Here is a 23796-nt window from a genome sequence, read left to right on the forward strand (position 1 = left end):
CGGTGAAACGCGGTCCGACTCACTTTTCCTTGACGCCCGAATGCGGGCGTCCGGTCAACGCGTCGAAGACGATCTTGACGATATGGCCGTCCGACCGCAGCACGCTGATCTCGTATAGAAAGACTTCCTCGTGCCGGCAGAGCCGCGCGCCGAGCGCCTCGCCGTTCAGTTGTTGCGCGGCGGCGCGCATGCAGGCGAACGGATCCGTCAATTTGTGCGTTTCGATCGTCTCTCGCGTCTGCGCCGTAGTGAAACACTGACGTCGCGGGAGTGAATGTTCGGCGGCTTCCTCGGCGCGCGCGCAGACGGACGTCGCCGCGGTCGCGGCGGCGGCGAAGGCGCCGCAGAGACTGAGCAGGGCGGCTCGCATTCTAATCTCCCACTCGATCCTTTGCGCGGGGCGATGAACGACGCATGAACGGCCCCCGCGCCGCGAGAGCCCTTTAGACGATAATCATGGCGGGCTTCGGGGGCCGATGCAATTGGGCGCCTCAGCGCCGACGCGACGTGAGCTTGCCGGGCGGAGTCGTTGTGACGCTTCTCATGGCCGCCATCAGAATCGCCGACGCGACAGCGACGGCGCCGGCCTTGGGGTCGTCGAGGAAGGCGATCCAGTCCGTGGCGGCGAGGGCGCCGAAAATCGCGACGAGCGCCGCGGCGATATAGGTGCGATAGCCTGTCATGTCATGCTCCTTCGGGGTCGATCGGGGGATGGGTCGCGTCCACGGCGGCAAGCGCGCGTCGCAGCTGGTCGGCGGTTGCGTGAAGTTCCGTCGCGATCTGCTCGATGTCGTTCGCGTCCGCAACTTCCGCGCGGGCGGCGGCGAGCTCATGCGAGAGTTGGCGAATTCGCTCGACGCCGAGGAAGACTGCGGCGCGAATGTCGTCGAATGCGGCGGTCAGATTGGCGAGGGCGTTCATGGATGGGGCTCCTTCCGGGCGTTCCTGCGGCGGTCTGCGGCCTGAAAATGCATCGGGTCGATATCGCCGTCCGCGCCGCGCCAGATCAGCCCGCAGGCCTGAAAGGCGCGTGCGGCTTCGAGCGGGATGAAGCCCGGCCGCCATTTGGCGCGAAAGGGATTGCGCTGGGGGTCGATGTCGAGCGCGGCGCCGAAGCTGTGCGTGGACCAGGATTTCGTCGAGCCGCGCTTCAGCCGCACCATCAGCGAGCCGCCGGTGAGATGCATGCGATGCGCTTCGATATCCTTCTGCGTCCCGTAAAGTTTTTTGATCGCCAGCAGCGCCTCCCCGAAGGCGTCCCGGCATTTCCGGTGGAACCGCAGCCTCGTCACGGGCGGCCCCCAAGAATAGCGCATGGCGTAGGGAGGAACGAGGTCGACGATATTCTCGCGCTCCCATTTCGGATCGATGGAGCTGTGCAGCACGGGATCGCCAAAGAACTCGACGAGTTCGGCCGGGTTGCGTTCATTGGGCCATTTCATGGGCGTGACTTTCTTGGAGGCGCGCGGCGCGCCGGGAAAACGAGGCGCGGGTCAGGCCGAAATCGTCGCCGCGAGACGGAAGAGGTCGTCGAGCGCGGCGTCGTCGAGACCGAAAATCGCGGCGAGCGCCATGACGAAGGCGCCGTGACGCTCGACTTCGACAGCGTATTCCCACGCGAGCGACAGCGTTGGCGCGTCGAGCCGCTTCGACTCCACGTAAGCGTTCACGGCGTCGAGCAAATTTCCGCCTGTCGGGGCGGCCGTGCGGCGCAGCGCTTCGCGCGCCTGAAACATGGAAACGCTCGTCGCAGCGGCGGCGGCCTCGGGCGGCCGGTGAAAATCCTTGCCGTCGAAAGTCCAGCCGGGTCCGGCGTCGAGCGCGGGAAGAGCCTGTTCTCCCGCGTGGGGAATGAAATCCGCTTCGGCCTCGATGACATTGAGAACCAGACCGTCGCGGACAAGCGCGATTCGCATGGGGTTTGTCTCCAGATCAGAAGTATTCGATGATGACCGCGAAGCCGCCGCCGCCCGCGCCGCCGGCGCCAGAGTTCGCGCCGTTTTGGGAGGCTCCGCCGCCCCCGCCCCCGCCGCCCGGGAAGCCGCCTGCGCCGCCATTGCCCGGCGTCGTCGCGTGCGCGCCGCCGCCGCCGCCGCCGGAACCCGCCTGTTCGATCGGTCCCGGCGCCGCGCTCCATGATCCGCCCGGCGCGCCGTGCGTTCCCGCCGCGCCGCCCGCCGCGAAGCTCCCGGCCCCGTTGACGACGACGAAGCCGCCGTTGCCGCCCGCGCTCGTCGCATTTGAGGCGGTTACGCCGCCGCCCGATCCGCCGCCGGTCGGCCCGGACAAGGCGCCGCCGCCGACCGTTCCGGCGCCGCCCGTCGCGGGGGAGCCGCCGCCGCCCGCGCCGCAGCCGTCGATGAGCGAACTTTGCCCGGAGGACGCCGAGCCGCCATTGCCGGCGCCGAAGCCGGAGCCGACCGCGCCCGCGCCGCCGGTCGCGCCGGAGGCGCTGTTCCCGTTGGCCTTGGAAGCGCCGCCGCCGCCGCCCGAACCAACGCCAAGTCCGCCGCCCGAGCCCGCGCCGCCGCCGCCTGCGCGAAGCAGCGCGCCGAATGCGGTAAATCCGCCCGACGCGCCGTTGTTCCCGGCCGTCGAATTCGCGGGCTGCGCCGGGCCGCCTGCGCCGCCCGCGCCGATCGTGACCGCGATCGTCCCGCCGGATAGCGCCGAGGAGATCTGTTCGGCCGTGAAGCGCGCGCGCGCGCTGCCGGCTCCGCCGCCCCCGCCGCCGCCCGAGACGGCCGCGTTCGTGGCCTGACGACCGCCGGACCCGCCTCCGCCGCCGCCGCCGAACAACGTTACGTCGATGAAGCGAACCCCCGGCGACGGCGCGTAGGCGCCGCTCGAGGCGAAGGTCAGGATCTTGGTCGGGCCGCCGCTGGGGAAGGAAACGCCGCCCGTCGCGCGGTCGACGACGACCGCGTCCCGCCATGACGACCCGTCGGCGGAAACCTTGATGCGGAAATTGTCGTCGCCGGCGAGGCCCGTCTCGGCGCGGCCAGAGTAATTCGACTGATAGATCTGCGAGACGGTTTTCGCTGCGCTCTCCTTGTTGAGGGTCAGGCGCAGATCGCCGTTCCCGCCTTCCGCCCCTGTGCTCGCCGCGAAAAGCGCGGCGTTGAGTTTTGCTGAGAGCGGATTGGCGGCGTCGGCGGTCGTTCCTACGCCGAGGCGCGCGAGATTTTGCAGCGCGCGCAGCCCAGAGCCGAAATCGACCCAGTCCGCGCCATTGAAAAGAAGCACAAGCGACTCGGCCGCGACATAAGCCCGCCAGCCCGGCCGCGGCGCGAGGAAGGTCCAGTCGCCCGCGAGAAAAACGGCGATCTGCCCTTCCCTCCCCGCAAAAGCGCCTGTCGCCCCGGCGCCGACGAGCAGCCGGTCGCCTTCATTCGGCGTCGCTGGCGGAGAGGCCGCGTTCCGCGCGCCGACCGCGAGATGCGTGAGCGCGTCGAGCATCGCCAGCGCTTCATTGTGCGTGACATGCTTCTGGGCCTGCGCGGCGTCCATCAACGGCAGCGCAAGATGCGTCGTCTGCGTCATGTCGTGTTCCTATTGAACGGAAAGCGTCGCGGTTCGCGGGAAGCCGCGTCCCGCCGTGGCGCTCATCTGGTGAAGAGAGACGGTCAGCGACGTTTGCGGCGCGCCGAAATCCGCGAGTTCCTGCGACGCCGGATAGAGGATCGACGGCGACGCCGCCGAAAGCGTGCGCGTCCCGGCGGGCAGCGCGATGTCGATCTCGTACGCTTCGCGTTCTTCGCCGAGCGGAATGTCGAAGGCAGCCCAGGCGTCGGAGTCGATTCGCGACCGGCGCGTGAACGCGATGACGACGCCCTCCGCCGTTCGGCGCGCGCGCGGCTGGCATGGCGCATAGGGCTTCAGCGCCTTGGCGGTCGCGGTCACGGTGGCGCGCACATAGAGCGGATCCGCGTAGTCCCGATCCGCGGGGCCGATCGCATAAGCGATCGGCGCGCCGATGTCCGAGATGTTGCGCGCGAGCGGAACGAGCGCGTCGTCGAGCAGCACCACGGTCGCGCCTGACGGCGTCGCGCGCGCGGCGAGATGCTCTTCGCCGCCGAGTCCGCGGACGAGCCGCGACAGACGGTAGGTTCGATCGCCGACAAGCTCCGCGCACGCGAACGAAAAAATCTCCCAGGCTCCGTCGCTCCCCTGAATGGCCATCGCCGTGCGGCCGCCGAGCGCCGTCAGATCGTCGACGCTCGAAAGCTGGCCCGCGGCGAAACGCACGGTCACGCTCGATCCCCTGTCGAAACGGCCGACAGGCCCCGGCGGCAACTCGTCGAGCGTGTCCCCGATCATCGCGGGCTTCCGGATCATGCCCGCCGTTTCCGAACCGCCGGCGCTGGAAAGACTGACGATCGCGAGCGACCCCGGCCATGGGTCCGCAAAGGCGGCGACATAGGACAGGGCCGCCGTTTCGCGCATGATCGCGAGATCGAGAAAAACAACGCGCGGCGGGCCGAAAATCTTGGGCGGCGCAACTGCGCGCTTTTCGAGTTTCGGCGCCGGAACGTCGTAGACCAGCGGATCGACCGCGCGCGCGCTGACCTGGCGGGCGCCGCCGTCCGTAACGCGCCGGATTTGGAAAAGGCGTCCGCCGCCCGCCGCCCCAAGGCGCAACAGATCGCCAGGCTGAAGGGCGACGAGGCCCGGCCGCAAGGCGAATTCCGCCGTCTCGCGGCCGATCCACAAGTCCTGAAGCCAGACGTCCGCCAGCCGCTGCGCCTCGGCCCTGTGCGTCATCACCGCCGCTTGCGCCTCGCTCTGACGCGCCGAACGGCCGTCGAGACGGCGCGACAGCACGCGCGCCATCTGAAAATCATTCTCCGAATCCGAATAGGAGAGCGCAATCTCTCGCGGCAGCTCGCTTTCCTGCGCCCGTGTCAGCGTGACGAGCGAGCCGTCCTTTGCGGGAACAAGATCGCCCTCAGCAACGACAGGCGCGGCGCGGCTGCGTCGCTCGACGAACCGCAAACGACCGCCGCCGACGACGGCGTCGAAGCCGTAGAGCGCCGCGAGGGGATCAATGGCGTCGCGCGGCGACATGGGGCGCTCCAGCACATAGCCGTCGAGAAAGCCGCCGATCTTCGGACGCTCGACGACGAGGCCAGGCGCGTCGACCGCGGCGGCGAGCGCCGTCGCGAGACGGTCGAGCGGAACGCCTTCGAGTCGCCCATTGAGCCAGTGCCCCGTTTCCCAGTTTCCGCCGTCGCTCCAGACGCCCGTCTGCGTCGGAAAGGCGGGAAAAGGCCGCGCGTCCCAGCACCAGACGTGAAGGCGCGCCGGATCGACCATCGGCCCGCCATACACGCTCGACGTGGGATTGGCCGCGCCGCCGCCGGGACGCGCCGGATCGAAATGCGCGATCATCGCTTCGAGGAAGCGCGCCTGCATCAGATCGTCGCGGCCGTCGCGCGAAAAGTATGGCAGGCCGCCCTCGCTCGAGCGCGCGTCCGGAAAGACGTTGGGCGCGTTCGCGCCGCGATCGACGGCGGGGCATCCCGTCTCGGTGATCCAGATCGGCTTCGACTGCGGCGTCCAGGGCGTCGGCGCCGGAAGTTCGACGCCGCCCACGCGCTCGTAATGCGGTTGCGACCAGAAGGAGACGAAATCCTTCTGCCGATAGACCCATGGCTTGCCGAGACCGTCGGTGATGGGCGTGCGGATTTGATCGCGCCGCGCCTCGGCGTCGGCGTAACGCCAGTCGTAGCCTTCGCCGGAAGCGACGCGCGACGCGAGATAATCGAGATCGTAAACGCTTGCGGCCTCCTGCGCGTCGAGATGCGCGTCGCCGTCCCGCCAGTCGGAGAGCGGCCAGTAGACGTCGACGCCGATGAAATCGACGGCGGGCGACGCCCAGAACGGATCGAGCGGAAAGCGCAATTCGCCCGGCGTCGGAACATGCGCGCCATATTCCGTCCAGTCCGCCGCATAGGAGACTTTCGTCGCCGCGCCGAGAATGGCTTTCACATCGCCGGCGAGTGTCGCAAGCGCCGTCACGAAGGGATATTGCCCCGGGCCGGAGCGCACGCGCGTCAATCCGATGAATTCGGAGCCGACGAGAAAGGCGTCCACGCCGCCCGCCGCATGGCACAGATTGGCGTAATGCAGGATGAAGGTCCGGTAGCGCGCGACGAAGACGTCGATCTGCGCCGCCGCTGCCGCCGTTTCGTCCGGGGAGCCCGGTTGTCCCGGCGCGGGGTCGCAGGTGATGCGGCCGCGCCAGGGAAAAGCCGGTTGCCCGTTCGCGCCCGTGTAGGGGTTTGGCAGCGAATTTCCGGACGGAACGTCCATCATCAGGAAGGGGTAGAAAACGACGGAAAGTCCGCGCGCCTTCAGATCCGCGATGGCGCCCGCGACGGAGGCGTCGCTCGGCGTGCCGCCATAGGCCGCGCGTCCGTCGACATGGGACACAAGCTGCGCCGAGGCGCGCGTCGCGGCCCCCACGCTCCAGTCCGGCGGCCAGAACGGGCCGAGGATGTAGTTGAACTGGCCGATGGTCTTGAAGCGCGCGTCGACGCGCGGCGTAATCGTACAATGCGCGGCGCGAAGATCGTCGCCGAACCAGGCGACGACCAAAGCGACGCTTTCGAGATTCGGGCACAGCGCCTGAAGCGCGTCGATCGAGGCCTTCCAGTCGGTGGCGGCTGTGAGCTGGTGGCGATTTTCGGCCACAGTCGCGCCGGGCGACCAGAAATTGAGCTTCAGCGCCGGAAGATAGCCGGCCTCCGAGGCGCCGGGAATGAGATCGACGGCGCGGATCATCTGGCCGAGTCCCGCGACCGGCTTGACGATTTCAAACGTGAATTGCGGAATGCGATTGCCGAAAGCGGCGAGCGGCAGATCGTCGAAGACGATATAGGCGAGGCCGCGATAGGCGGGCGCATTGCCGGCGCCCTCCTTCGCGACGATGAGCGGATCGGGCTCCTGATCCTCGCCGCCCGTGTAGATGCGAATGGGCAGCGCCGTCATGTCGAGTTCCGAGCCGTCGGCCCAGATTCGCCGCACGAAAGCGATTGGCCCCTCGCACAGGCCGATCGCGAAATTGGCGGAATAATTGTAGGTGAAGACGATCTTCTGTTGCGGGCTTTCCGTGCCCTTGCCGCTCTTGGGCGCCTGCTCGAAGGAAACGGCGATGCGCTCCAGAAATCGCGTCGCCCAGATCATTTGGCCGCCGATCCGCGCGCGCCCGTAAACGCGCGGAACGCCGGCGCCCTCGGTGGAAGAGATTCCGTCCATCGACTTGAGCCGGGGGCCGACGCTGTAACGCGGGGACGCGTGCGGCTGCATCGCCTGATCGATATATGAGCCGCCAAGTCCGCCGATGAGCCGGCCGATCGTGGAGCCGATGGGGCCTGCGACGGCCCCGCCGACGACAGAGCCGATGGTTTGCAACACCAGCGTCGCCATGTGCGCCTCGATGCGTTGAGAGAGACGTTCAGACGGCGACGCCAGGAAAGGCGAAAGCCGCCGCAATGCGCTTGCGCCAGTGCGGTCCGATCGGGACTTCGCTGACGCAGGCGCCGCTATGGGCGTGGACCATGTGCGACGATGTCGTTGCGACGCCGACATGCTTCGCCGGCAGATGGTCGCGGAAACGGAAGATGAGCACGTCGCCGGGGCTGAAAGCGTCGATCGCGACCGGCGTAAAATGCCGACGCGCCGCTTCGAGCAAGGTCTCGGCGCCGAGCGCTTCCGCCCAGTCGGGCGTGTAGGGCGGCGCCGATTCCGGTTCGTCGCCGATCGTCTCGCGCCAGACGCCGCGCACCAGGCCGAGGCAGTCGCAGCCGACGCCCGGAAGCGAGGCCTGGTGCAGATAGGGCGTGCCAATCCAGCGCCGCGCCGCCGCCACGATCCGCGCGCGATCGAGGCTCATCGAAAAAAGCTCCCGCCGTCCATCGCCGGCGCCAGCGCGCTTGGATAGGCGATCACGCGATCATTGCCCGGCATATGCGGGAAGCCGCGAAAGTTGACGATATTGCCGAACTTCTTCTGGCACGTGGACGGCGACTTGTCGCAGCCGGCCGTCAACGTCACCGCGTCGCCGGGGGCGACTGCGGCGCCGGGCGCCGTCCAGAGCGCGATCGTTGCGCGCAGTCCGTCCTGGCCATGCGATTTGATCCGCAGCGTCGCGCCGGCGTTGTCGCCGCTCGTGAACGCCGCCGCGCCGCCTGTGAAAAAGCCTACGGCGACGGGCGATGCGAGATCGACGCTCAAAACGCCGCCCGTCATCGAGGCGACGACGCCCGTTCCCTTGAACGCTTCCGCATCGAGATCCACGCCGCAGCGCGCGTCGCCGAGATTCGCCGAGCAGCCGCGCTGAAAGGTCCGTCCTTGCGGCTGGTCGAATACATGCGCCGCGGAGCGCAACTCCGCGCTGAAAGCGGCCTCCCCGCGCCGGACTTCTCCGATCGTCGCGACATCGAGCAGGATGCGATCCTCGACGTTGCGCCAGTCGACCAGCCATGTCTCGACGGCGGCGCCGTCATAGAGACCATTCAGCAAGTCCTTTTCCGCGAGGCTGTCGTCCGTCAGCGCGCCGGCGGCTTCCGCGGTTCCCGGCGCGAGGCCGAGGCCCATTTCCAGTTGAGACGCCGAGAGCCCTGTGTTGGCGCGAAATGTCACGCCATTGAAGACGAGATCGCAATCGTGATCCGTGAAGCCCATGACGGCGCCGTCCGCGCGCCCGAGCCGCCAGCAATGGCAAAAACTCGTCGCAGACGCGTCGAGCTTTTCCTGAAGCGTTGCGGGAATATTCAGCATGGCCGCTCCTCAGGGCGCAATTTCGACGATGGGGATTTTCGGGATGGCGCCGGCCTCGAAGGCCTGCATGTCGATTTCGAGGAAATCCGTGTCGAAGCGAACCGGCACGTCGAAGAGAAAGCCCGCCGAAACGACGGCGCCCGCCGGCGGGATGCGGCTTGGCGCAAAGGTCACGACGCCCGTCGCGGAGTCGATCGACGCATCCGGCGCAGACATCTCGACGCCGTCGACGGCGATTCGCGCGCTTCCGGCAACGGGCTTCGCAATTGCTCTGTGATAGGGCGCAAAGGCGCCGCCATAGGTTTTCACGAGTTGAAAGCTTGCGCGCGCCCCGTCGCCGGTTCCAAGGACTTGGTCTGTCGGGGCGGGCGTCGCGCCGGGCGCGCAGGAGGAAAAATCCGCGCGATCGCGCCAGCGGAATCCATAAAGGCGTCCGCGACGCTCCTCGAAAAATGCGATCACTTGCGCAAGCTGAGCCAGCGTCTTCACGCCATAGCCCGCTTCATAGCGGCGTCGCGAATGCGCCCAGCGCGCGTTGCGCGATTCGCGGTTCGAGCCGAGCGTCACGATCTCGGTGCGCCGCTCCGGTCCGCCGCGTCCTTGGAGCGACACGTCGAGCGGAAAACGTATGTCATGGAAGTCCGTCATGCGGCGCCTCAGCGTTAGAGATTGCGTTGTCCGCGCGCCACGGCGCGCGCCAGCGCCCCCGTGATTTGCGCCTCGGATCGGCGAAAGCTGTCGACGTCCTGCGCCGCGATATTCACCGTCACGGAAACGGGTCGCGCGTCGGCGCCCTTGGCGATGACGCCGAGGCGGCCGTCCGCGCCGCGGGCAAGCGGCATGACTGCTTCGGCCCCGCGCTCGCCCATCAGGCCGACAGCGCCGCCAGTCGAGAAATACGCCGGGCTTGCGACGACGCCGCCCTCGGCGAAGGGCGTCACCGCCTGCTTGCCGTTGAGCGCCTGCGCGAACAAACCGCCGACGCCATCGACGAGCCCCTGGGCGAGCGCTTTTGTTCCCTCGCGCAAGGCGAGGCGCGCCAGCGATTGCGCGATCGTCAGAAGCGTCTCGTTGAAGCTCTTGCCGCTCGCGGCCGCCGCGCCGAAGCCGCTGAGAAGCGTCCGCGTCGCCCTCTCGCTCGATGCATTGATCTGGTCGAGAAGCTGTTTCATCGCCTTCAGATCATGAGCCGCGAGCGGCGCAGCTGCGCCGGCCTGATTGAAGACGTCGGGAAAATTGTCGGACTCGTTCATAAGGGCGCCTCAATCGGGGAAGTCGCGCATCAGGGCATCGAGCGTCGCGCGTCCGGGCGGGCCGCACGCGCGTCCGTAAATTCCCTCCGCCGCGCAAAAGAGTTCGCGCGGCGTCATGGACCAGAAATCTTTCGGCGCAAGCCGCAGGACGCCCAGGCCGAAGGCCATGGCGCGCGAGAAGGGAAAGGGCGCGCGTTGGGAGGATGCGCGCGCCGCCTTCGCCTTTCCCGCTAAAGGGCGTCCTGCGGCGTCCGAGGGTTTTGTGGCGCGCGCGTCTCCGGCTCGTCGCCGAAGGTCGCGGCGAGGAGGTCCGCCGCGATCCGCACATAGCCTGCAAGTCCCCCCGAGACTTTCATTCTCGAAATTTCGTCGTCCGTCAGCGCATGTCCGGCGCCGCGAAGCCCGCAGCCGATGATGCGCAAGATGTCGCGCGCCGAGAGCCTGTTCGCCTCGAAGCGCGCGGCGAGCGAGACGAGGTCCGCCGCGCCCAGCCCGCTTTCGAGTTCGGCGAGCGCGCCGAGGGTCAGGCAGAGCGTATAGGTCTTGCCGTCGAGGCGCGCCTCGATTTCACCTCGCCTGGTGTTCGCCATTGCCGCCTCAAATCGCAGTGAAGGTCACTTCGCCCGCGGAATCGAGCGAAATGTCGAACGTCGCTTCGGCGGCGTGTTCGCCGCGATAATCGAGATTGGAAATCTGGAACGGCCCCGCGATGACGCCGAAACCGGGCACGACGATTTGCCAGTCCCGCAACAGACCGTCGAAGAACGCCTCGCGCAGCAGAGCGTCGGACTCCTGGTCCTTGAAGATTCCCGTGCCGGAGACGCTGGCGCGGCGCACGCCGGCGCCGCCGAGAAGCTCGCGCCAGCGGCCCGTCGACTCGGCGTCCGTGACGTCGACCGTGTCAGCGTTGAGTGCGATGCGGCGCGTGCGCAGACCCGCGACCGTGACGAAAGCGCTGGCCCCGTCGCTGATTTTGAGAAGCAGATCCTTGCCTCTTTGAGCGGCCATGCCGGCTCTCCTTTCGGAATTAGAGATATTCGGTCGTTGCGCGGAACCGAAGGTTCGCGCGCGCGAAGCGTCCCGTCTGATCGCGCTTGGTTTCCAGCGAAACGAAGCGCAGATCGATCAGATGATGCCCTTCCGCCATGAGCGGCGCTTCGTCGAGCAGCGCCACGATCCATTGCGCGATGTTCAACGCCTCGGTGGCTCCGCGTTGCGTCGAGACGACGGCGATGTTCAGAAACTGTTCGGCGCCCCGCGAAAGATCGGTGGACCAATCGCGCATCTGCGTCTCCGCGAAGAGAACGTAGGGCGCATCGGCGTTGCGGGGCGTTTCATCGAAGACCTTCGGGCCGCCGAGACTTGCGACGAGCGACGCATCCGCGAGGAGACGGGCTCGAATCGCCTTTCGAAGCGCAAGGACGGGGGATGCGTTCATGATGTCTGTCTCACGATAGCTCCTCGCAATCGCAACGCAGGAAGCGGCCGGCTTCGTCGACGTCTAAAACGCCGCGGACGTAGAGCTTTCGCCCTTGCAGGTCGAAGCGCATCTGGCTCGTCACGCCCGCGCGCCAGCGGATCGTCACGCGAAGCGTGCGAGATTGTTCGAGGCGCTGTTCGGCGAATTGCTCGCCTGCGCCGGTCGCTTCGATTTTCGCCCATAGCTGTGCGACCGGCGCGAATTCACGGAGAAAGCCGCCGGCGTCGTCGGGCGCGTCCACCGGCGCTTCGAGCGTGACGCGGCGGCGCAGGGCGCCGATCTTCGGTCGGCCGTTCATCGCAAACGCTCCCGGCGGAAAGGCGCCGCAAGTTGCGCGACGGACCTGGGCAGGACATCGTCCGCGTCATCGCCGCGCTTTTCGCGCCAATGTGCGACGAGCGCCAAAATTGCGCGCCGCAGCGGCTCCGGAGTCTGAGTTGCGAGCGCTCCGTAACCAACGGAGACATCGATTTCGATTCCATCCGCCGCGCGGCCCGGAAGCGGCGGCGCGACTGTAAAGACGATGCGCCCTCCGAGATTCGCCGGGGGCGCGCGATAGGTCGCCGGCGCGAGGGGCTGCGATACGTCGTTCGCGTCGTAGACGCGAATGGCGGCGGCCGACTGGAACGGGGCGAAGGGAATTTCCAGCGTGGCGGTCGAGGCGACGGAAGCAGGCCAGGCGTCGCAAATGAGACGCCATGTCTGCGTTACGAAGAAGCGTCTCGTATAGGCTTCGAGCGTCATTCGCGCGGAGACAATCAGCCCCTGAATGAGCTGATCTTCGTCGCTTGCGTCTTCGCGCAGCCATGATTTCGCTTCCACGAGCGAGACGGGCTCGATCGCGGGCGCGCCGATGAGCATGGGTCGCATGCCGGCTCCTGTGGGGATTGTGGAAAGGAGCCCGCGGCGCGAAACCGCGGGCTCGGACGCCGGTCAGGACACGCCGAATTTGAGAAGCTTGATCGCCTCGAAATTCTGTATGCCGCCGCCGACGCGCTTCGTCGTGTAAAAGAGCACATAGGGCTTGGCGGAATAAGGGTCGCGCAGCACGCGAATGCCGACGCGGTCGACGACGATATAGCCGCGCTCGAAATCGCCGAATGCGATCGAGAAGCTGTTGGCGGCGGGGTCCGGCATGTCTTCCGCCTCGACGACGGGGAAGTTCATCAGCGACGCGGAGCCGTCGGCGGTCGCGGGCGGCGCCCAGATGTAATCGCCCGTCGTGGTCTTGAATTGACGCACGAGCGACTGCGCGCGGCGGCCCATCACGAATTTGCCGTTCTGGCGATAACCCGCGCGTAGCGCATAGATCAGGTTGAACAGCGCGTCGGACGGATTCGTCGCGGCGAAGGCGCCTGAGACGCCTGTCGTCACATAACCGACGGAGCCCCACGCCCAGCTCGCGTCGGCGACGGTCGCATAGGCGAGAAAACCTTTCGGCTTGTTGACGCCGTCGCCGTTGACGAAGGCTGCGCCTTCCTGCTCGGCGAAGGCGACCTGCACTTCGTCGGCGATCCATTGCTCGATATCGACGACAGCGTCGTCGAGCAGCGTTTGCGTCGCCGCAGGCATGGCGTAAAGCTCCATCGCCGGGAAGGTCATGTCGGCGATCTGCTGGTTCGCGGTCTGGGGGCGCGCGTCGGTCTCGGCGGCCCAGCCGGCGGCGGGACCGGTGGTGGAAAAGGCGCGACGCAACGACTGCGTCGAAATCTCGCGCACGCTGGCGATGGCCCGGATCGGCGAGAGTTTTTCGAGACGCCGGAGAATCTCGCGCTCCGCAGGAACGGGCACGAGATAGCCGCCGTCGGGCCCGGAGCCGCGCGACAGCGCTTTGGCTTCGAGCGCCCTCAGGCCAGAGGTCTCTCCGGAACGCATATAGAGTTCGAAGGCCGATTTGTGCTCTCGGGCGTTGCTCTCCTCCGGCGCGCCGCCGCCGATGCGCGGACGCGACAGGTCCAGCGCCAGTCGGTCGAGACGGCTCTTCGTTTCATCGAGCGTCTGGTCGATGCGGGCGAGCTTTTCTTCGGTGACGACGTCGGCGCCCATGCGCGTTTCGATTTGCGCGAGACGTTCGTCATTGGCTTCCTTGAAGGCGGAAAAGGCGCGGTTGAGATCCTCGACGATCGACTCGCCGGCGGATTTTATCTCGATTGATGACATGAGGAGCCTCGAAAATGGGACGCGCGACGGCGCACGGAGCGGCGGCCGCCCGCGTGCTTCGTCGCGCGTCGAAAGCGCCGCCTGATGTGTCGGTCCGCGATCGGCGGCGCGTCGCGGACGATTCATGGCGCGTCAGACGCGCGTTCGCGCGCCTAAGCTTTGCAGCTCGCGCTGAAAGCGAAGCGCCGCTTCCGTCGCGGCGAGGCGCGCTTGGGTGGCGCGCAGTTCGGCGATCGTCCGCGCAGGCGCGCGCTTGACGACGTCGACGCGCGCCTGCATCAGCATCGGGAAGGTCACGATGGAAATCTCCCAGAGGTCGATTTCATAAAGCCGGCGCAGGCCGCTCGTCTTGTCGGTCGTCGCGCGCCGCGTCCGGAAGCCGATGGAGAGTCCGTCGATCGCTCCGCCGCGCAGCAGCGACAGCGCTTCGCGCGCCCGCGCCACGGTGAGGTCCAGCCGGCCGGCGACTTTGAGGCCCTTTGCGTCCTCGACTATCGACGTCCAGACCCCGATGGGTTCGGCGGCGGCGTGCTGCCAGAGCATCTTCACGCCCGCCGCGCCGCGCCGCGCGAGGGAGCGCGCGAAGGCGCCCTTCATGACGATGTCCCCTCCCGAGTCCGCAACGCCGAAGAGCGAGGCGTAGCCTTCGATGACGCCCTCTTGCGTCGCGCGGGCGAGCGCCGCCTCGGCGCGCTTGGTCTCACGCGGGCGCATCGGCTTTCCCCGGACAGGCCGTGGCTCCATCGGCGCCGTGCCGCGCATGCGCCTGCATGCGCGTGAGCGTCTGCACGAAGGCCTTGAACACGTCATCGGAACTGTCCGCCCGGCGCGGCGGGCGCCGCCTTCCGCGTTTCGAGAAGGGCAGCCAGAATTTTCTTTGCGTCATGGGTCGCTCCTGCAACGTCGGTTGAATCGGGCTAGTTCGCGCACGAAGGCGTCGAGGCGCCGGGTCGCTTCGCTGACTTCGCGCATGGCGATATGCGCCTGCGCCGTTGCGACGCAGGCCCATAGGAAAAGCGCGAGATGGGCGAGATCGCCGCGATCGAGAATGGCGTCGAGAATGTCTGACATGCGTATTTTTACTTGCGCCAGGCGGGGTCTTTCGGCGCGGGGCCGTAGCCGACGGCTTCGCGTTGTTCGTCGAGCGTGAGGAAAGGAGCCTTGCCGACGCGCTCCCATTCGCTCGCGCGTTCGGTCGCGAGCGCTTCGAGGCGATCGGCGTTGTAGTCGAAGCGGAAGGGCCCGAAGCCCGGGGCGAGCCACGACTGGAAGCTCTTCTGGACGCGCGAGACGAGCGGCAGCACCGTCTGGCGCCAGAAAGCGCGATTGGCTTCGCTGAAATTGTTGAAGGTGTTGTCGCCGGGCAGGCCCAGCAACAACGGCGGGACGCCGAAGGCGAGCGCGATTTCGCGTGCGGCGCCGGCTTTCGACTCCATGAAATCCATGTCCTTCGGAGACAAAGACAGCGCTTTCCAGTCGAGTCCGCCTTCGAGCAAGAGCGGCCGTCCGGCGTTTTCCGTACCTGAGAAGTTTTCCTCGAGTTCCTGTTTCAAGCGATTGAACTGCTCGTCGGTGAGATGCGCGCCTTCCGGCCCGGCGTAGACCAGCGCGCCGGAGGGCCGCGCGGAATTGTCGAGCAGCGCCTTGTTCCAGAAGCTCGCGGCGTTGTGCGTATCGAGCGCGACCTGCGCGGCCGTGAGCGGCGCGAAGCCGTAATAGTCGTCGAGCGGGTGGAACAATTTGATGTGCAGGATCGGCTCGATGCCCTCGCCGCGCATCAGGTAGCGCGTTTCGTCGCCCATCGCGCGATAGACGAAAGCGGCGGGCCAGCCGTTGCGTCCCGGTTCGACGCTCATCCGGTCGGGCCGCAGCGCGTAGAGCTCGCGCAAGTCGCCGTCGAGAAGGACGGATTCGATATAGGCGTTGCCACAGAGCAGCAGGTTGGCGCAGATCGCCTCGATGAAGGAAACGCTGGTGTCGACCGGGTTGGGACGCTCGATCAGCGCGAGCAACGGATGGTCGACGAGTTCCTCGCGCCCCTGATACATGAGCCAGGGCACGGAGGCGGCGGCCTCCGCCACCATGCGCACGCAGCGATGACAGACGGCGTTGCGTTCATAACCTTCGCGCGTCATGGCCGCGCCGTTGCGCGCGGTCCAGTGCGCCTGTCCGATCGAATGCATGGCGAGCAGCTTCGCGGCGCGCGAATGCTTCGCCTCGCCCGCGGGCGCGCCGAAGAGGCGCGAGAGAAGTGATGGCATGATTTTTCCTGCGAGATGGAAAGCGCTTTCGGCGCAATCGTCGAATTACATGCGGCGCATGCGCGGCTCGGGCGTCTTCGGCGACAGCGCGAGTGCGGAGATCGCCCACACGAGCGCGTCGAGACGGTCGGGGGAGCGCCCGGAAGACAGTCCGTCGAGGCCGAAGTCGCACATTTCGTCCTCGAGCGCCGGAAAGGCGCCGACATGTTTCACGCGGCCCTGCTCATAGAGCTGCGCCACCGGCGCCGCGCGCAGATATTTGCCGCGCGTCGCGCGCACCATGGTCACGGGGGCCGACGGGTCCGCCTCGTTCAGCACGGCGCGCACCATTTCGCCACCCTGGTTGACTTCGGCGACGAGCGCGTCGGCCGACAGCTTGTGATACAGCGCGATCGCCGCGCGCGCCCATTGCGCCGGACGCGCGGCGGCGAGCGTTGCGTCTTCGATCACATGGACGAGCCCCTCGGCGTCGGCGCCGGCGGCGACGATTCCGCAATTGTCGGCGCGCTTGCCGGACGTCGCCGGCGGATCGACCGCGACGACGATGCGCGCGAGCGGCGGCGCCGAGGCGACGCGCAGGGACTCGATCACGTCGCGGCTCCACAGCGCATCCGCGCGCTCCTCGACCATCTCGCCGTCGAGTTCCTGGCGGCCGAGCCGCGTGCCGGCGTATTGCGCGATCACGCTTTCGAGGAAGGAGGGCGAGAGATGCGCGGCGTTCTCGCGCGTCAGAGCGCGGGTCAGCGCCGTCGAGGGATGGGAGAGAAGCTCCTTCAGCAGGGGCGTCGGCCGCGGCGTCGTCGTCACGATCTGTCGCGGCCAGTCGCCGAGCCGCAGGCCGAATTGCAGCATGTCCCATGTCTCCCTGGCGTAGCGCCATTTGGCGAGTTCGTCGCACCAGGCGGCGTGAAATTGCGGGCCGCGCAGGCTTTCGGGGTCTTCGGCCGAAAACGCCTGCGCGACGGCGCCGGAATCCCACACGAGACGCCGGCGGGACACTTCCCAGCGCGGCCTGTCGCGCTTGCCATGCACGGCGAGCAGGCCGGAAACGCCCTCGATCATGACGTCGCGCACGTCGGCCGCGGTTTCGCCGACGAGCGCGATGCGCCCCACCGGCCGCGCGCAGAACTGCGGCCGGCCGAGCGCGAGGCCCTTCACCCATTCGGCGCCGGCGCGGGTCTTGCCTGCCCCGCGGCCGCCGAGAATCAGCCAGACGCGCCAGGGCAGGCCGTTCTGCGCGCATCGCGGCGGCCACTGATCCTTGCGCGCGACGAACTCCCAGTCGTCGAGGAGGCGCGCCAGTTCGCGGGCCGTGAAACCGTCGAGCAGGTCATTCAGCCTGCCGTTCGCCGCGCAGGCGCTCGAGCCGTCGAGCAAGCTCCGCGCGGAGTTCGGCCAGTTCGCGGGGCGGCTCGTCGCGGGCGTCGTCATCGGGGCGCGTCGCGTCCTCTCTGGTTTCGTCGGCGTCGCGCCGCATGCGTTTCAGTTCGGCGAGCGTTTTCACCAGCGTCGCCAGCGTGCGCGCGCTCGCCTCGGTCGTCCTGGGCGCGTGTTTTTCCAGCGCGGCCTCGGCTCGCGCGAATTCGCGTTCGACCGCGTCTTCAAGCCGGGCGATGAGCCGCGCGGGGTCCGCCGGTCTTCTTGCGGGTTCGGCTTCGGGGCGACCGGTCTTCCGCCGGCAGGCGGACGGACGCAGCGGCCAATCATGTTCCTCGCGAAAGGCGCGAAAGCGGCCGGGGCTCATGGCGAGGAGCGTCGCGATCTCCGCGACCGGCGCGCCTGCGTCATAAAGGAGCTTCGCCTGCGCGATCTTCTCGCGCGGCGGAGAGGTCTTTTTCTGCATGGAAAACCGCGACGCGGCGTCCGCCCGCCAGCAGTGGGAGACGGAGGCGTTGGAGTTTGTCGTCGATGGAAAGGAGCCCCGCCGCCCGAGCGCAATTGTGGAGCATGGGCTCTTTCTACCTCGCCAGCGTTCGGCTGTCAAGGAATAATTTCATATCATGTGAAAAAATACCGATACATTCCGCCGGAGTCCAATGCTTCCTCGGCGTGTTCTCCTAAAACCGGCCGGGTTTCGTTGGCGGCTCGAAACGATCTTTCTTTCGTCTCGGGGGCCATGGCTCTCGCGCTTGTCGTGCGCATGGTTGCCGGCGCCTTCCCCGGAGCGGGCTCAGAGGACGTCGCGGGCGGCGACGGCTACGGCGATTGGCGCGACTTTGGCTATTGCGGCGGCGGCTGCGGAGAATTCCCCCGTCCCCACGACAGGGAGGCGCGGGCGTCCTCGGGGCAGGGACTCAATACCGCGCCTTCTTCGGCCAGCGTTTCGGCCACAGACGGATGTAATCGGGCGTGTCTTCCTCGTCGATGTCCGCTTCGCTGACCTCGACGCGTCCGCGCACCGAGACGCCGACGCGGTGCACGCTTTCGGGATCGCCGGCTATCAGCGGGTGCCAAGGGGGCAGGGGCTTGCCCTGGTTCCTGAGCACATAGGCGCAGGTCGGCGGCAGCCAGTCGATCTCCTGGAGCTTTTTCAGGGTCAGCCGCACGCAGTCCGGCACATGGTCGCGACGGTTCTCATAGTCGCGGCACAGGCAGGTTGCGTGGTCGAGCATCTTGCAGGAAACGCTCGTGTGATAGACAGCGCCCGTATCCTCGTCCTCGAGCTTGACCAGACAGCAGCGTCCGCAGCCGTCGCAAAGCTTCTCCCATTGCGCGCGGGTGAGTTCCGCGAGCGGTTTTTCCCAGAATGGGATCGCCGCGCCTTTTTTGCCGTTTTCGCCCGCCATCGTGCCTCTGACCCGTCGCTCCGCCGCGCGACGGAAACCATAACCGCAATGAGCGGGCGGGGCGCTGTCGTCAAGATGGTTTAAAAAGTGCTAACCTCATGCGCCGTCCGCGCATTCCGCCGGCCGGGGAGTCACGAGCCTTGTTCGAGCGTTTCTGGTCCTCGCCCCTCGTCAAGCGCGTGAAGCGCATCCTGCTGTCGGCCGACGCGCTGATCGATTCAAGCGTCTTTGACAGCGGCCGGCGCTCGCGTGAACTCTACGAGAATTTTTCGGCCTTCATGGAGCGATTCCATGTGTCAGGGCTGGCGCGGGTCGGCGTCGAACTCGCCTGCGAGTCGCTGACCTGGGGACTCGTTGGGCTCATCGGCCTGCTGGCGCTCGCGGGCTCCGCTTTCCAGATGACCAGCGAGGGCGACTGGCTGAAGCAGACCGATCTCGCCGTCACCTTCCTCGACCGTTACGGCAATGAAGTGGGCCAGCGCGGCATCAAGCACGACGATGCGGTTCCGCTGGAGGAATATCCCGATTACCTGATCAAGGCCGTGCTGGCGACGGAGGACCGCCGCTTCTACGAGCATTTCGGCATCGACGTCATCGGCACGATGCGCGCGCTCACCGTCAACGCGCGCTCGTCGGGCGTGGTGCAGGGCGGCTCCTCGATCACCCAGCAGCTCGCCAAGAATCTCTTCCTCTCCAACGAGCGCACGATCACGCGCAAGATCAACGAGGCCTTCCTCGCGCTGTGGCTGGAGCATCACCTCACCAAGCGGGAGATCCTCAAGCTCTATCTCGATCGCGTCTATATGGGCGGCGGCGCCTTCGGCATTCAGGCGGCGGCGGAGTTCTATTTCGGCAAGTCCGTCAAGGACGTTTCGCTCGCGGAGGCCGCCATGCTCGCGGGTCTGTTCAAGGCGCCGACGAAATACGCCCCGCACAACAACCTGCCGGCCGCCCGCGCGCGCGCCAACGACGTGCTGAACAATCTCGTCGACGCCGGCTTCATGAGCCAGGGCCAGATCATCGCCGCCCAACGCAGCCCCGCGACCCCCGTCGACCGCCAGAGGCAGGAGAGCCCGGACTGGTATCTCGATTACGCCTATGGCGAAATTCGCAAGCTCGCGGCGGCCGGCAAACTTGGCGACAATCGCGTGCTGACGGTTCGCACGGCGCTCGATTCGAACGTCCAGAAGCGCGCCGAGGAGGTCATCGAGAAGAATTTGCGCGAGCAGGGCCGGTCTTACCGGGTCAAGCAGGCGGCAATGGTGGCGATGGAGCCCGACGGCGCCGTTCGCGCCATCATCGGCGGGCGCGACTATGGGGCGAGCCAGTTCAACCGCGCGACGGACGGCTCGCGTCAGCCGGGCTCCTCCTTCAAGCCCTATGTTTATCTGACGGCGCTGATGACCGGCAAATTCAAGCCGACGACCATCGTCACCGACTCCCCGACCTGCATCGGCAATTACTGCGTTCACAATTACAGCGGCGGCTACGCCGGCTCCATGCCGCTCGCCATGGCGCTGGCGAAATCGCTCAACACGGTCGCGATCAAGCTTTCCATCGCCATCGGGAACGGCGATTCGCGCGTCGGCCGCGCCAAAATCATCGAGACCTGCCGCAAGCTCGGCATCACCACGCCGCTCGAGGATACGCCTTCTCTTCCCGTGGGCCAGAGCGATGTCATTCTCCTGGAGCATTCGGCCGCCTACGCCGCCTTCGTCAACGGCGGCAAGCGCACGATCCCCTACGCCGCCGTCGAAATTCGCAACCGTCAGGGCGATCTGCTGTACCGGCACGATCGCGACGCGCCGCCGCAGCAGCAGGTTCTGCCGTTCGAAAAGGTCGTCGATCTCGCGGGCATGATGAAAAAAGTGGTCGAAGAGGGAACGGGCAAGCGCGCCCAGCTTGGCGAGGGGATCGACGTCATCGGCAAGACCGGCACGACCAACGGCTACAGGGACGCATGGTTTTGCGGCTATTCGGGCACGATGGGCGGTTGCGTCTGGTACGGCAACGATGACAATGAACCCATGAACAACATGACCGGCGGCACGCTGCCGGCGGGAACCTGGCACGACGTCATGGCCTATGCGCATCAGGGGATTCAGCTCAAGCCGATCGTCGGTCTGAAGCCCGAACCGAAGCAGGAGACCGCCGCGGCGAACGGCGTCAAGGCGCTCGAACTCGGCGCCCCGCAGCGGCCGGCGACCTTGTCCAAGGGAGCGGTCCAGGCGCTCGAATCGATCGAGAAGAAAGCCAGGGCGAGCGGCGCCGGCAGGCAGGGCGCGCTCGATGCGCCAGCGACGATCGCGCAGTCGAAGGGACGCGGCGCCTTCCCGACTGTCGGCGCCGTCGAGTAACGGGACGGCTCGTGACGCGACCCTACGCCAAATATATGCGCGCCGGCTCGGCGATGATCGCGGGGCTCGTCATCGGTCTCCTCGCCACCGTCGCGTCGCTCGACAGCGGCTACGGATTTAATCCCCTGCGCGCGGGCCCCTGGACGGCCTGGCCCGCGGTCGGGGGACAGGACATCGATCCTTACGCGCGCGCGGTGGTGTCGCGCACCGGCGAGGCGCCGCTCGGCCGGGATCAGGGACTGGCCTTTGTCGCGCAGACCGATTCGGCGGGGTCGACCCTCGATGCCGCGTGCGAATACCGCATCGTCGATCCCACGCCCGCCGCCCGGTTCTGGACTCTCTCCCTCGCGAGTCCCGGCGGCGCGCTCTTGCCCAATCCGTCCGGCCGCTACGGGTTCACTTCGGTCGACATCCTGCGACGGGAGGGCGGCGCCTTCGAGATCGCGATTGCGCGAAACGCGCGTCCGGGAAACTGGCTTTCCCCGGGCGAGGCGCGCAAATTCATCGTGCTGCTTCGGCTCTACGACGCCGCGCTCGACGTCGACGCCAATCCCGATCCGCAATCCTTTCCCAAAATCGTGAAATTGACGTGCGGCTGACCATTCCCGACCGATATCTCGACTATCTCCCCCTGGCGGCGGCGACGCTGCTGATCGCCGGGATCGTGCACATCGTTTCGGTCCTGTTGATGCCCACGGTCGCGCCGCGCGACGCCTACGCCCGCGTGCTGGAGGCGGCCGGCGGCGCGCCGACCGGTACGCTTTTGCTGCTGCCGCCGGCCGCGCCCGGCGCGGAGCCCTTGCTCTTCGAGGATCCCGCCTTCGCGGAGGCCGTTTGCGTCTACGATCTCTCGCACGGGCTGTTGCGCGTGACGGCGACGGCGGATGGCGAGGATCTTCTTGCCCTCTCCTTTTTCGCGCGCGCCGGGCGACTCTATCACGCGATCACCGACAGGGCCGCGATCAGGGGCAAGATCGACATCGTAATCGGCGACGAACGCCAGATCGACGCGCTGCAAGGCGCCGAGGAAGAGGCGCCGCCGCAGGAAGTGCGCCTCACCGCGCCGACCAAACGCGGCTTCGTGCTGGTGCGTTCGTTCGCCAAGCGGCCGTCGGATCAGGCGCGGGCGCGCGAGCGGCTGAAGGCGGTGATCTGCGAGAGGTTCGATCCGCCGAAAGGCTGAAGCGTCAGTTGCCGTCGTTCGGCAGTTCCGGGATGGGCAGGATTTCGATCCCGTCCTCTAGCAGCGCCTTGGCTTCCTCGAATGTGGCCCGGCCGCGGATCGGGCGGCGCGCCGCGTCCCCTTCCTCGATCGCGCGGGCCTCCTCAGGAAAGCGGTCCCCCACGTCCTCCGTTCCGGCGACGACTTTTTCCCGCAGTTCGTAAATCATGCGACGCAGGCGCTGGGCGTCGTCGTCGCGTTTGTTTCGCGCCACATGCGGCGCCATGACGCCGCGCGAGACATTCGTCGAGGCGCAAAAGGGGCAGGAGATCAGCCCGTCTCCCGCCTGCTTCTCGAACGTCTCGCTGTCGCGAAACCAGCCGTCGAAATCGTGTCCGTCGTCGCAGATCAGCGTGTAATGGATCATGAAGCGGCTCCGGCGGCCAGCAGCGGGTCGAGCCCGCCCTTGGCGTCGAGCGCATAGAGATCGTCGCAGCCGCCGATATGCCGGCCGTCGATGAAAATCTGCGGGACGGTCGTGCGGCCGTTGGCGCGTTGGCTCATCGCGCGCCGTCCTTCCGGATCGCCGGCGACGCTGATTTCCTCGAAGGCGGCGCCTTTTTGCGTCAGCAGCTTCTTCGCGGCGATGCAATAGGGGCAGGTGGGCGTGGTGTAGATCTCGATGCGGGCCATGACGGCGGCAGACCTTGGTCGACGCTTTCGCTGCGCCGCTTATACGCCGGTTGTCAGGCGCTTGTCACGGCCCGCGCGAAGACAAGCAGATCGACCTGCGCGGCGCCCGACTTCAGCAGGGCGCGGGCCGCGGCGTTGGCGGTCGCCCCGGTCGTCAGAACGTCGTCGACGAGCACGACGTTGCGGCCGGCGATCAGGCCCGCGCGCTCGGGATCGACCCGGAAGGCGCCCGAGAGATTGGCGGCGCGCTGGGCGCGGGAAAGGCCCACTTGCGGCGTCGTCGCCTTCACCCGCTGGAGCGCGAGGGTCTCGACCGGAACGCCGCTTTCGCGCGAGACGATCCGCGCCAGCGCCGCCGACTGGTTGAAGCGGCGGACGAAGAGACGCAGGCGATGCAAGGGAATCGGAATGAGGAGGTCCGCTTCGGCCAGAAGCTCCGCGCCGGCGCGGACCATCCACCGGCCCATGGGGCCGGCGAGCTCCAGACGGTCGTGATATTTGAGCCGGTGCGTGAGCGAGCGCGCCTTTTCGCTGTCGTAGCGCGCTACGGCCCGGGCGCGGCGGAAGACCGGCGGATTGGCGGCGGCCTCCGGAGAGATCAGCCCGGACTGGCCGAGATCGCGCTCGAAGGGCGTTCCGAGCCTTTCGCAAAAGGGCCGCTCGATGAAGGCGATGTCTTGCCAGCAGGCCGCGCACAGCGCGCCATGCGCCGCCACCGCCTTGCGGCAGACGAGGCAGGAGGGCGGATAGACCAGGTCGAGCAGAAAGGCGCCGGCGCGGCGGGCGGAGAGGGCGGCGCGGCGGGGCAACGCAGGCTGCATCCTGGCAATATGCCAGAGACTTCCGTCTTGCGAAATTCC

30 protein-coding genes and 1 pseudogene are annotated in these 23796 nt (G+C 67.4%); 3 read left to right on the forward strand and 28 right to left on the reverse strand.

Going from position 1 to position 23796, the window contains the following annotated elements; all coding sequences use genetic code 11:
• Positions 1–19: 19 nt before the first annotated feature.
• From ACV959_RS04170 to ACV959_RS04290, 25 genes and pseudogenes are all read right to left on the reverse strand, one after another.
• Positions 20–370, reverse strand: coding sequence for a PepSY domain-containing protein (locus tag ACV959_RS04170; RefSeq protein ID WP_475738658.1), 351 nt, complete (start codon positions 368–370; stop codon positions 20–22).
• A gap of 121 nt (positions 371–491) precedes the next feature.
• Positions 492–683 carry a hypothetical protein gene (locus tag ACV959_RS04175; protein ID WP_475738659.1) on the reverse strand — a complete coding sequence of 64 codons (192 nt, stop codon included), beginning with the start codon at positions 681–683 and terminating at the stop codon, positions 492–494.
• Between the two features lies 1 nt (position 684).
• Positions 685–921: a hypothetical protein gene (locus ACV959_RS04180; RefSeq protein ID WP_475738660.1), complete on the reverse strand. Its 237-nt coding sequence runs from the start codon at positions 919–921 to the stop codon at positions 685–687.
• Positions 918–1442: a M15 family metallopeptidase gene (locus ACV959_RS04185; protein ID WP_475738661.1), complete on the reverse strand. Its 525-nt coding sequence runs from the start codon at positions 1440–1442 to the stop codon at positions 918–920. The genes ACV959_RS04180 and ACV959_RS04185 overlap by 4 nt, the downstream gene beginning before the upstream one ends.
• Before the next feature lie 51 nt (positions 1443–1493).
• Positions 1494–1916, reverse strand: a complete 423-nt coding sequence (locus ACV959_RS04190) for a hypothetical protein (protein WP_475738662.1) — start codon at positions 1914–1916, stop codon at positions 1494–1496.
• A 16-nt stretch (positions 1917–1932) separates the two neighbouring features.
• Positions 1933–3543, reverse strand: coding sequence for a DUF2793 domain-containing protein (locus tag ACV959_RS04195; protein WP_475738663.1), 1611 nt, complete (start codon positions 3541–3543; stop codon positions 1933–1935).
• Positions 3544–3552: 9 nt separating this feature from the next.
• Entirely contained in the window at positions 3553–7431 is a 3879-nt protein-coding gene (locus ACV959_RS04200; protein ID WP_475738664.1) for a baseplate multidomain protein megatron, read from the reverse strand.
• A gap of 28 nt (positions 7432–7459) precedes the next feature.
• Positions 7460–7897 (reverse strand): NlpC/P60 family protein, encoded by a 438-nt coding sequence (locus tag ACV959_RS04205; RefSeq protein ID WP_475738665.1) that lies wholly within the window; start codon positions 7895–7897, stop codon positions 7460–7462.
• A complete protein-coding gene (locus ACV959_RS04210) occupies positions 7894–8784 on the reverse strand; it encodes a DUF2163 domain-containing protein (protein WP_475738666.1) in 891 nt (296 codons plus the stop codon). Before ACV959_RS04210 ends, ACV959_RS04205 begins: the two co-directional genes overlap by 4 nt.
• 9 nt (positions 8785–8793) lie before the next feature.
• A complete protein-coding gene (locus tag ACV959_RS04215; RefSeq protein ID WP_475738667.1) occupies positions 8794–9432 on the reverse strand; it encodes a phage distal tail protein, Rcc01695 family in 639 nt (212 codons plus the stop codon).
• Positions 9433–9446: 14 nt separating this feature from the next.
• On the reverse strand, positions 9447–10037 hold the full coding sequence (locus ACV959_RS04220) for a phage tail tape measure protein (protein ID WP_475738668.1): 591 nt from the start codon (positions 10035–10037) through the stop codon (positions 9447–9449).
• Positions 10038–10046: 9 nt separating this feature from the next.
• A pseudogene (locus ACV959_RS04225) lies at positions 10047–10214 on the reverse strand (rcc01693 family protein); the annotation flags it as partial.
• A 53-nt stretch (positions 10215–10267) separates the two neighbouring features.
• Positions 10268–10627: a gene transfer agent family protein gene (locus ACV959_RS04230; RefSeq protein ID WP_475738669.1), complete on the reverse strand. Its 360-nt coding sequence runs from the start codon at positions 10625–10627 to the stop codon at positions 10268–10270.
• A gap of 7 nt (positions 10628–10634) precedes the next feature.
• Positions 10635–11045, reverse strand: coding sequence for a phage major tail protein, TP901-1 family (locus ACV959_RS04235; protein ID WP_475738670.1), 411 nt, complete (start codon positions 11043–11045; stop codon positions 10635–10637).
• Between the two features lie 19 nt (positions 11046–11064).
• Positions 11065–11475 (reverse strand): DUF3168 domain-containing protein, encoded by a 411-nt coding sequence (locus ACV959_RS04240; RefSeq protein ID WP_475738671.1) that lies wholly within the window; start codon positions 11473–11475, stop codon positions 11065–11067.
• Positions 11476–11485: 10 nt separating this feature from the next.
• Positions 11486–11815 carry a phage head closure protein gene (locus ACV959_RS04245; RefSeq protein ID WP_475738672.1) on the reverse strand — a complete coding sequence of 110 codons (330 nt, stop codon included), beginning with the start codon at positions 11813–11815 and terminating at the stop codon, positions 11486–11488.
• On the reverse strand, positions 11812–12387 hold the full coding sequence (locus ACV959_RS04250; RefSeq protein WP_475738673.1) for a head-tail connector protein: 576 nt from the start codon (positions 12385–12387) through the stop codon (positions 11812–11814). The genes ACV959_RS04245 and ACV959_RS04250 overlap by 4 nt, the downstream gene beginning before the upstream one ends.
• Before the next feature lie 63 nt (positions 12388–12450).
• Positions 12451–13677 (reverse strand): phage major capsid protein, encoded by a 1227-nt coding sequence (locus tag ACV959_RS04255; RefSeq protein WP_475738674.1) that lies wholly within the window; start codon positions 13675–13677, stop codon positions 12451–12453.
• A 132-nt stretch (positions 13678–13809) separates the two neighbouring features.
• Complete coding sequence (locus tag ACV959_RS04260) at positions 13810–14391, reverse strand: HK97 family phage prohead protease (protein WP_475738675.1); 582 nt, start codon at positions 14389–14391, stop codon at positions 13810–13812.
• Entirely contained in the window at positions 14378–14563 is a 186-nt protein-coding gene (locus ACV959_RS04265; RefSeq protein ID WP_475738676.1) for a histidine kinase, read from the reverse strand. The genes ACV959_RS04260 and ACV959_RS04265 overlap by 14 nt, the downstream gene beginning before the upstream one ends.
• Positions 14560–14748, reverse strand: a complete 189-nt coding sequence (locus ACV959_RS04270; RefSeq protein ID WP_475738677.1) for a hypothetical protein — start codon at positions 14746–14748, stop codon at positions 14560–14562. Before ACV959_RS04270 ends, ACV959_RS04265 begins: the two co-directional genes overlap by 4 nt.
• A gap of 8 nt (positions 14749–14756) precedes the next feature.
• A complete protein-coding gene (locus ACV959_RS04275; protein WP_475738678.1) occupies positions 14757–15938 on the reverse strand; it encodes a phage portal protein in 1182 nt (393 codons plus the stop codon).
• Between the two features lie 45 nt (positions 15939–15983).
• Entirely contained in the window at positions 15984–17315 is a 1332-nt protein-coding gene (locus ACV959_RS04280; protein ID WP_475739584.1) for a DNA-packaging protein, read from the reverse strand.
• Positions 17269–17922 (reverse strand): hypothetical protein, encoded by a 654-nt coding sequence (locus ACV959_RS04285; protein WP_475738679.1) that lies wholly within the window; start codon positions 17920–17922, stop codon positions 17269–17271. The genes ACV959_RS04280 and ACV959_RS04285 overlap by 47 nt, the downstream gene beginning before the upstream one ends.
• A gap of 310 nt (positions 17923–18232) precedes the next feature.
• A complete protein-coding gene (locus ACV959_RS04290; RefSeq protein WP_475738680.1) occupies positions 18233–18724 on the reverse strand; it encodes a YcgN family cysteine cluster protein in 492 nt (163 codons plus the stop codon).
• Positions 18725–18864: 140 nt separating this feature from the next.
• Between ACV959_RS04290 and ACV959_RS04295 the strand changes: the two genes are divergently transcribed.
• From ACV959_RS04295 to ACV959_RS04305, 3 genes are read left to right on the forward strand one after another with little or no spacing between them, the layout of a single operon-like run.
• A complete protein-coding gene (locus tag ACV959_RS04295; RefSeq protein WP_475738681.1) occupies positions 18865–21081 on the forward strand; it encodes a transglycosylase domain-containing protein in 2217 nt (738 codons plus the stop codon).
• Positions 21082–21092: 11 nt separating this feature from the next.
• The gene (locus ACV959_RS04300; protein WP_475738682.1) at positions 21093–21680 is read left to right on the forward strand and encodes a DUF1214 domain-containing protein; all 588 of its coding nucleotides are present in this window, start codon (positions 21093–21095) and stop codon (positions 21678–21680) included.
• Complete coding sequence (locus tag ACV959_RS04305) at positions 21671–22264, forward strand: DUF1254 domain-containing protein (RefSeq protein WP_475738683.1); 594 nt, start codon at positions 21671–21673, stop codon at positions 22262–22264. The genes ACV959_RS04300 and ACV959_RS04305 overlap by 10 nt, the downstream gene beginning before the upstream one ends.
• 4 nt (positions 22265–22268) lie before the next feature.
• Here the strand turns inward: ACV959_RS04305 and ACV959_RS04310 are convergent, their stop codons facing one another.
• Genes ACV959_RS04310 through ACV959_RS04320 form a run of 3 tightly spaced genes read right to left on the reverse strand, consistent with a single transcriptional unit; the run spans position 22269 to position 23757 of the window.
• On the reverse strand, positions 22269–22670 hold the full coding sequence (locus ACV959_RS04310; protein WP_475738684.1) for a DUF1178 family protein: 402 nt from the start codon (positions 22668–22670) through the stop codon (positions 22269–22271).
• Positions 22667–22936 (reverse strand): glutaredoxin 3, encoded by a 270-nt coding sequence (gene grxC, locus ACV959_RS04315; RefSeq protein WP_475738685.1) that lies wholly within the window; start codon positions 22934–22936, stop codon positions 22667–22669. The genes ACV959_RS04310 and grxC overlap by 4 nt, the downstream gene beginning before the upstream one ends.
• Positions 22937–22989: 53 nt before the next feature.
• Complete coding sequence (locus ACV959_RS04320; protein WP_475738686.1) at positions 22990–23757, reverse strand: ComF family protein; 768 nt, start codon at positions 23755–23757, stop codon at positions 22990–22992.
• Between the last annotated feature and the right edge of the window lie 39 nt (positions 23758–23796).

The organism is Methylocystis sp. Se48 (assembly GCF_056269425.1).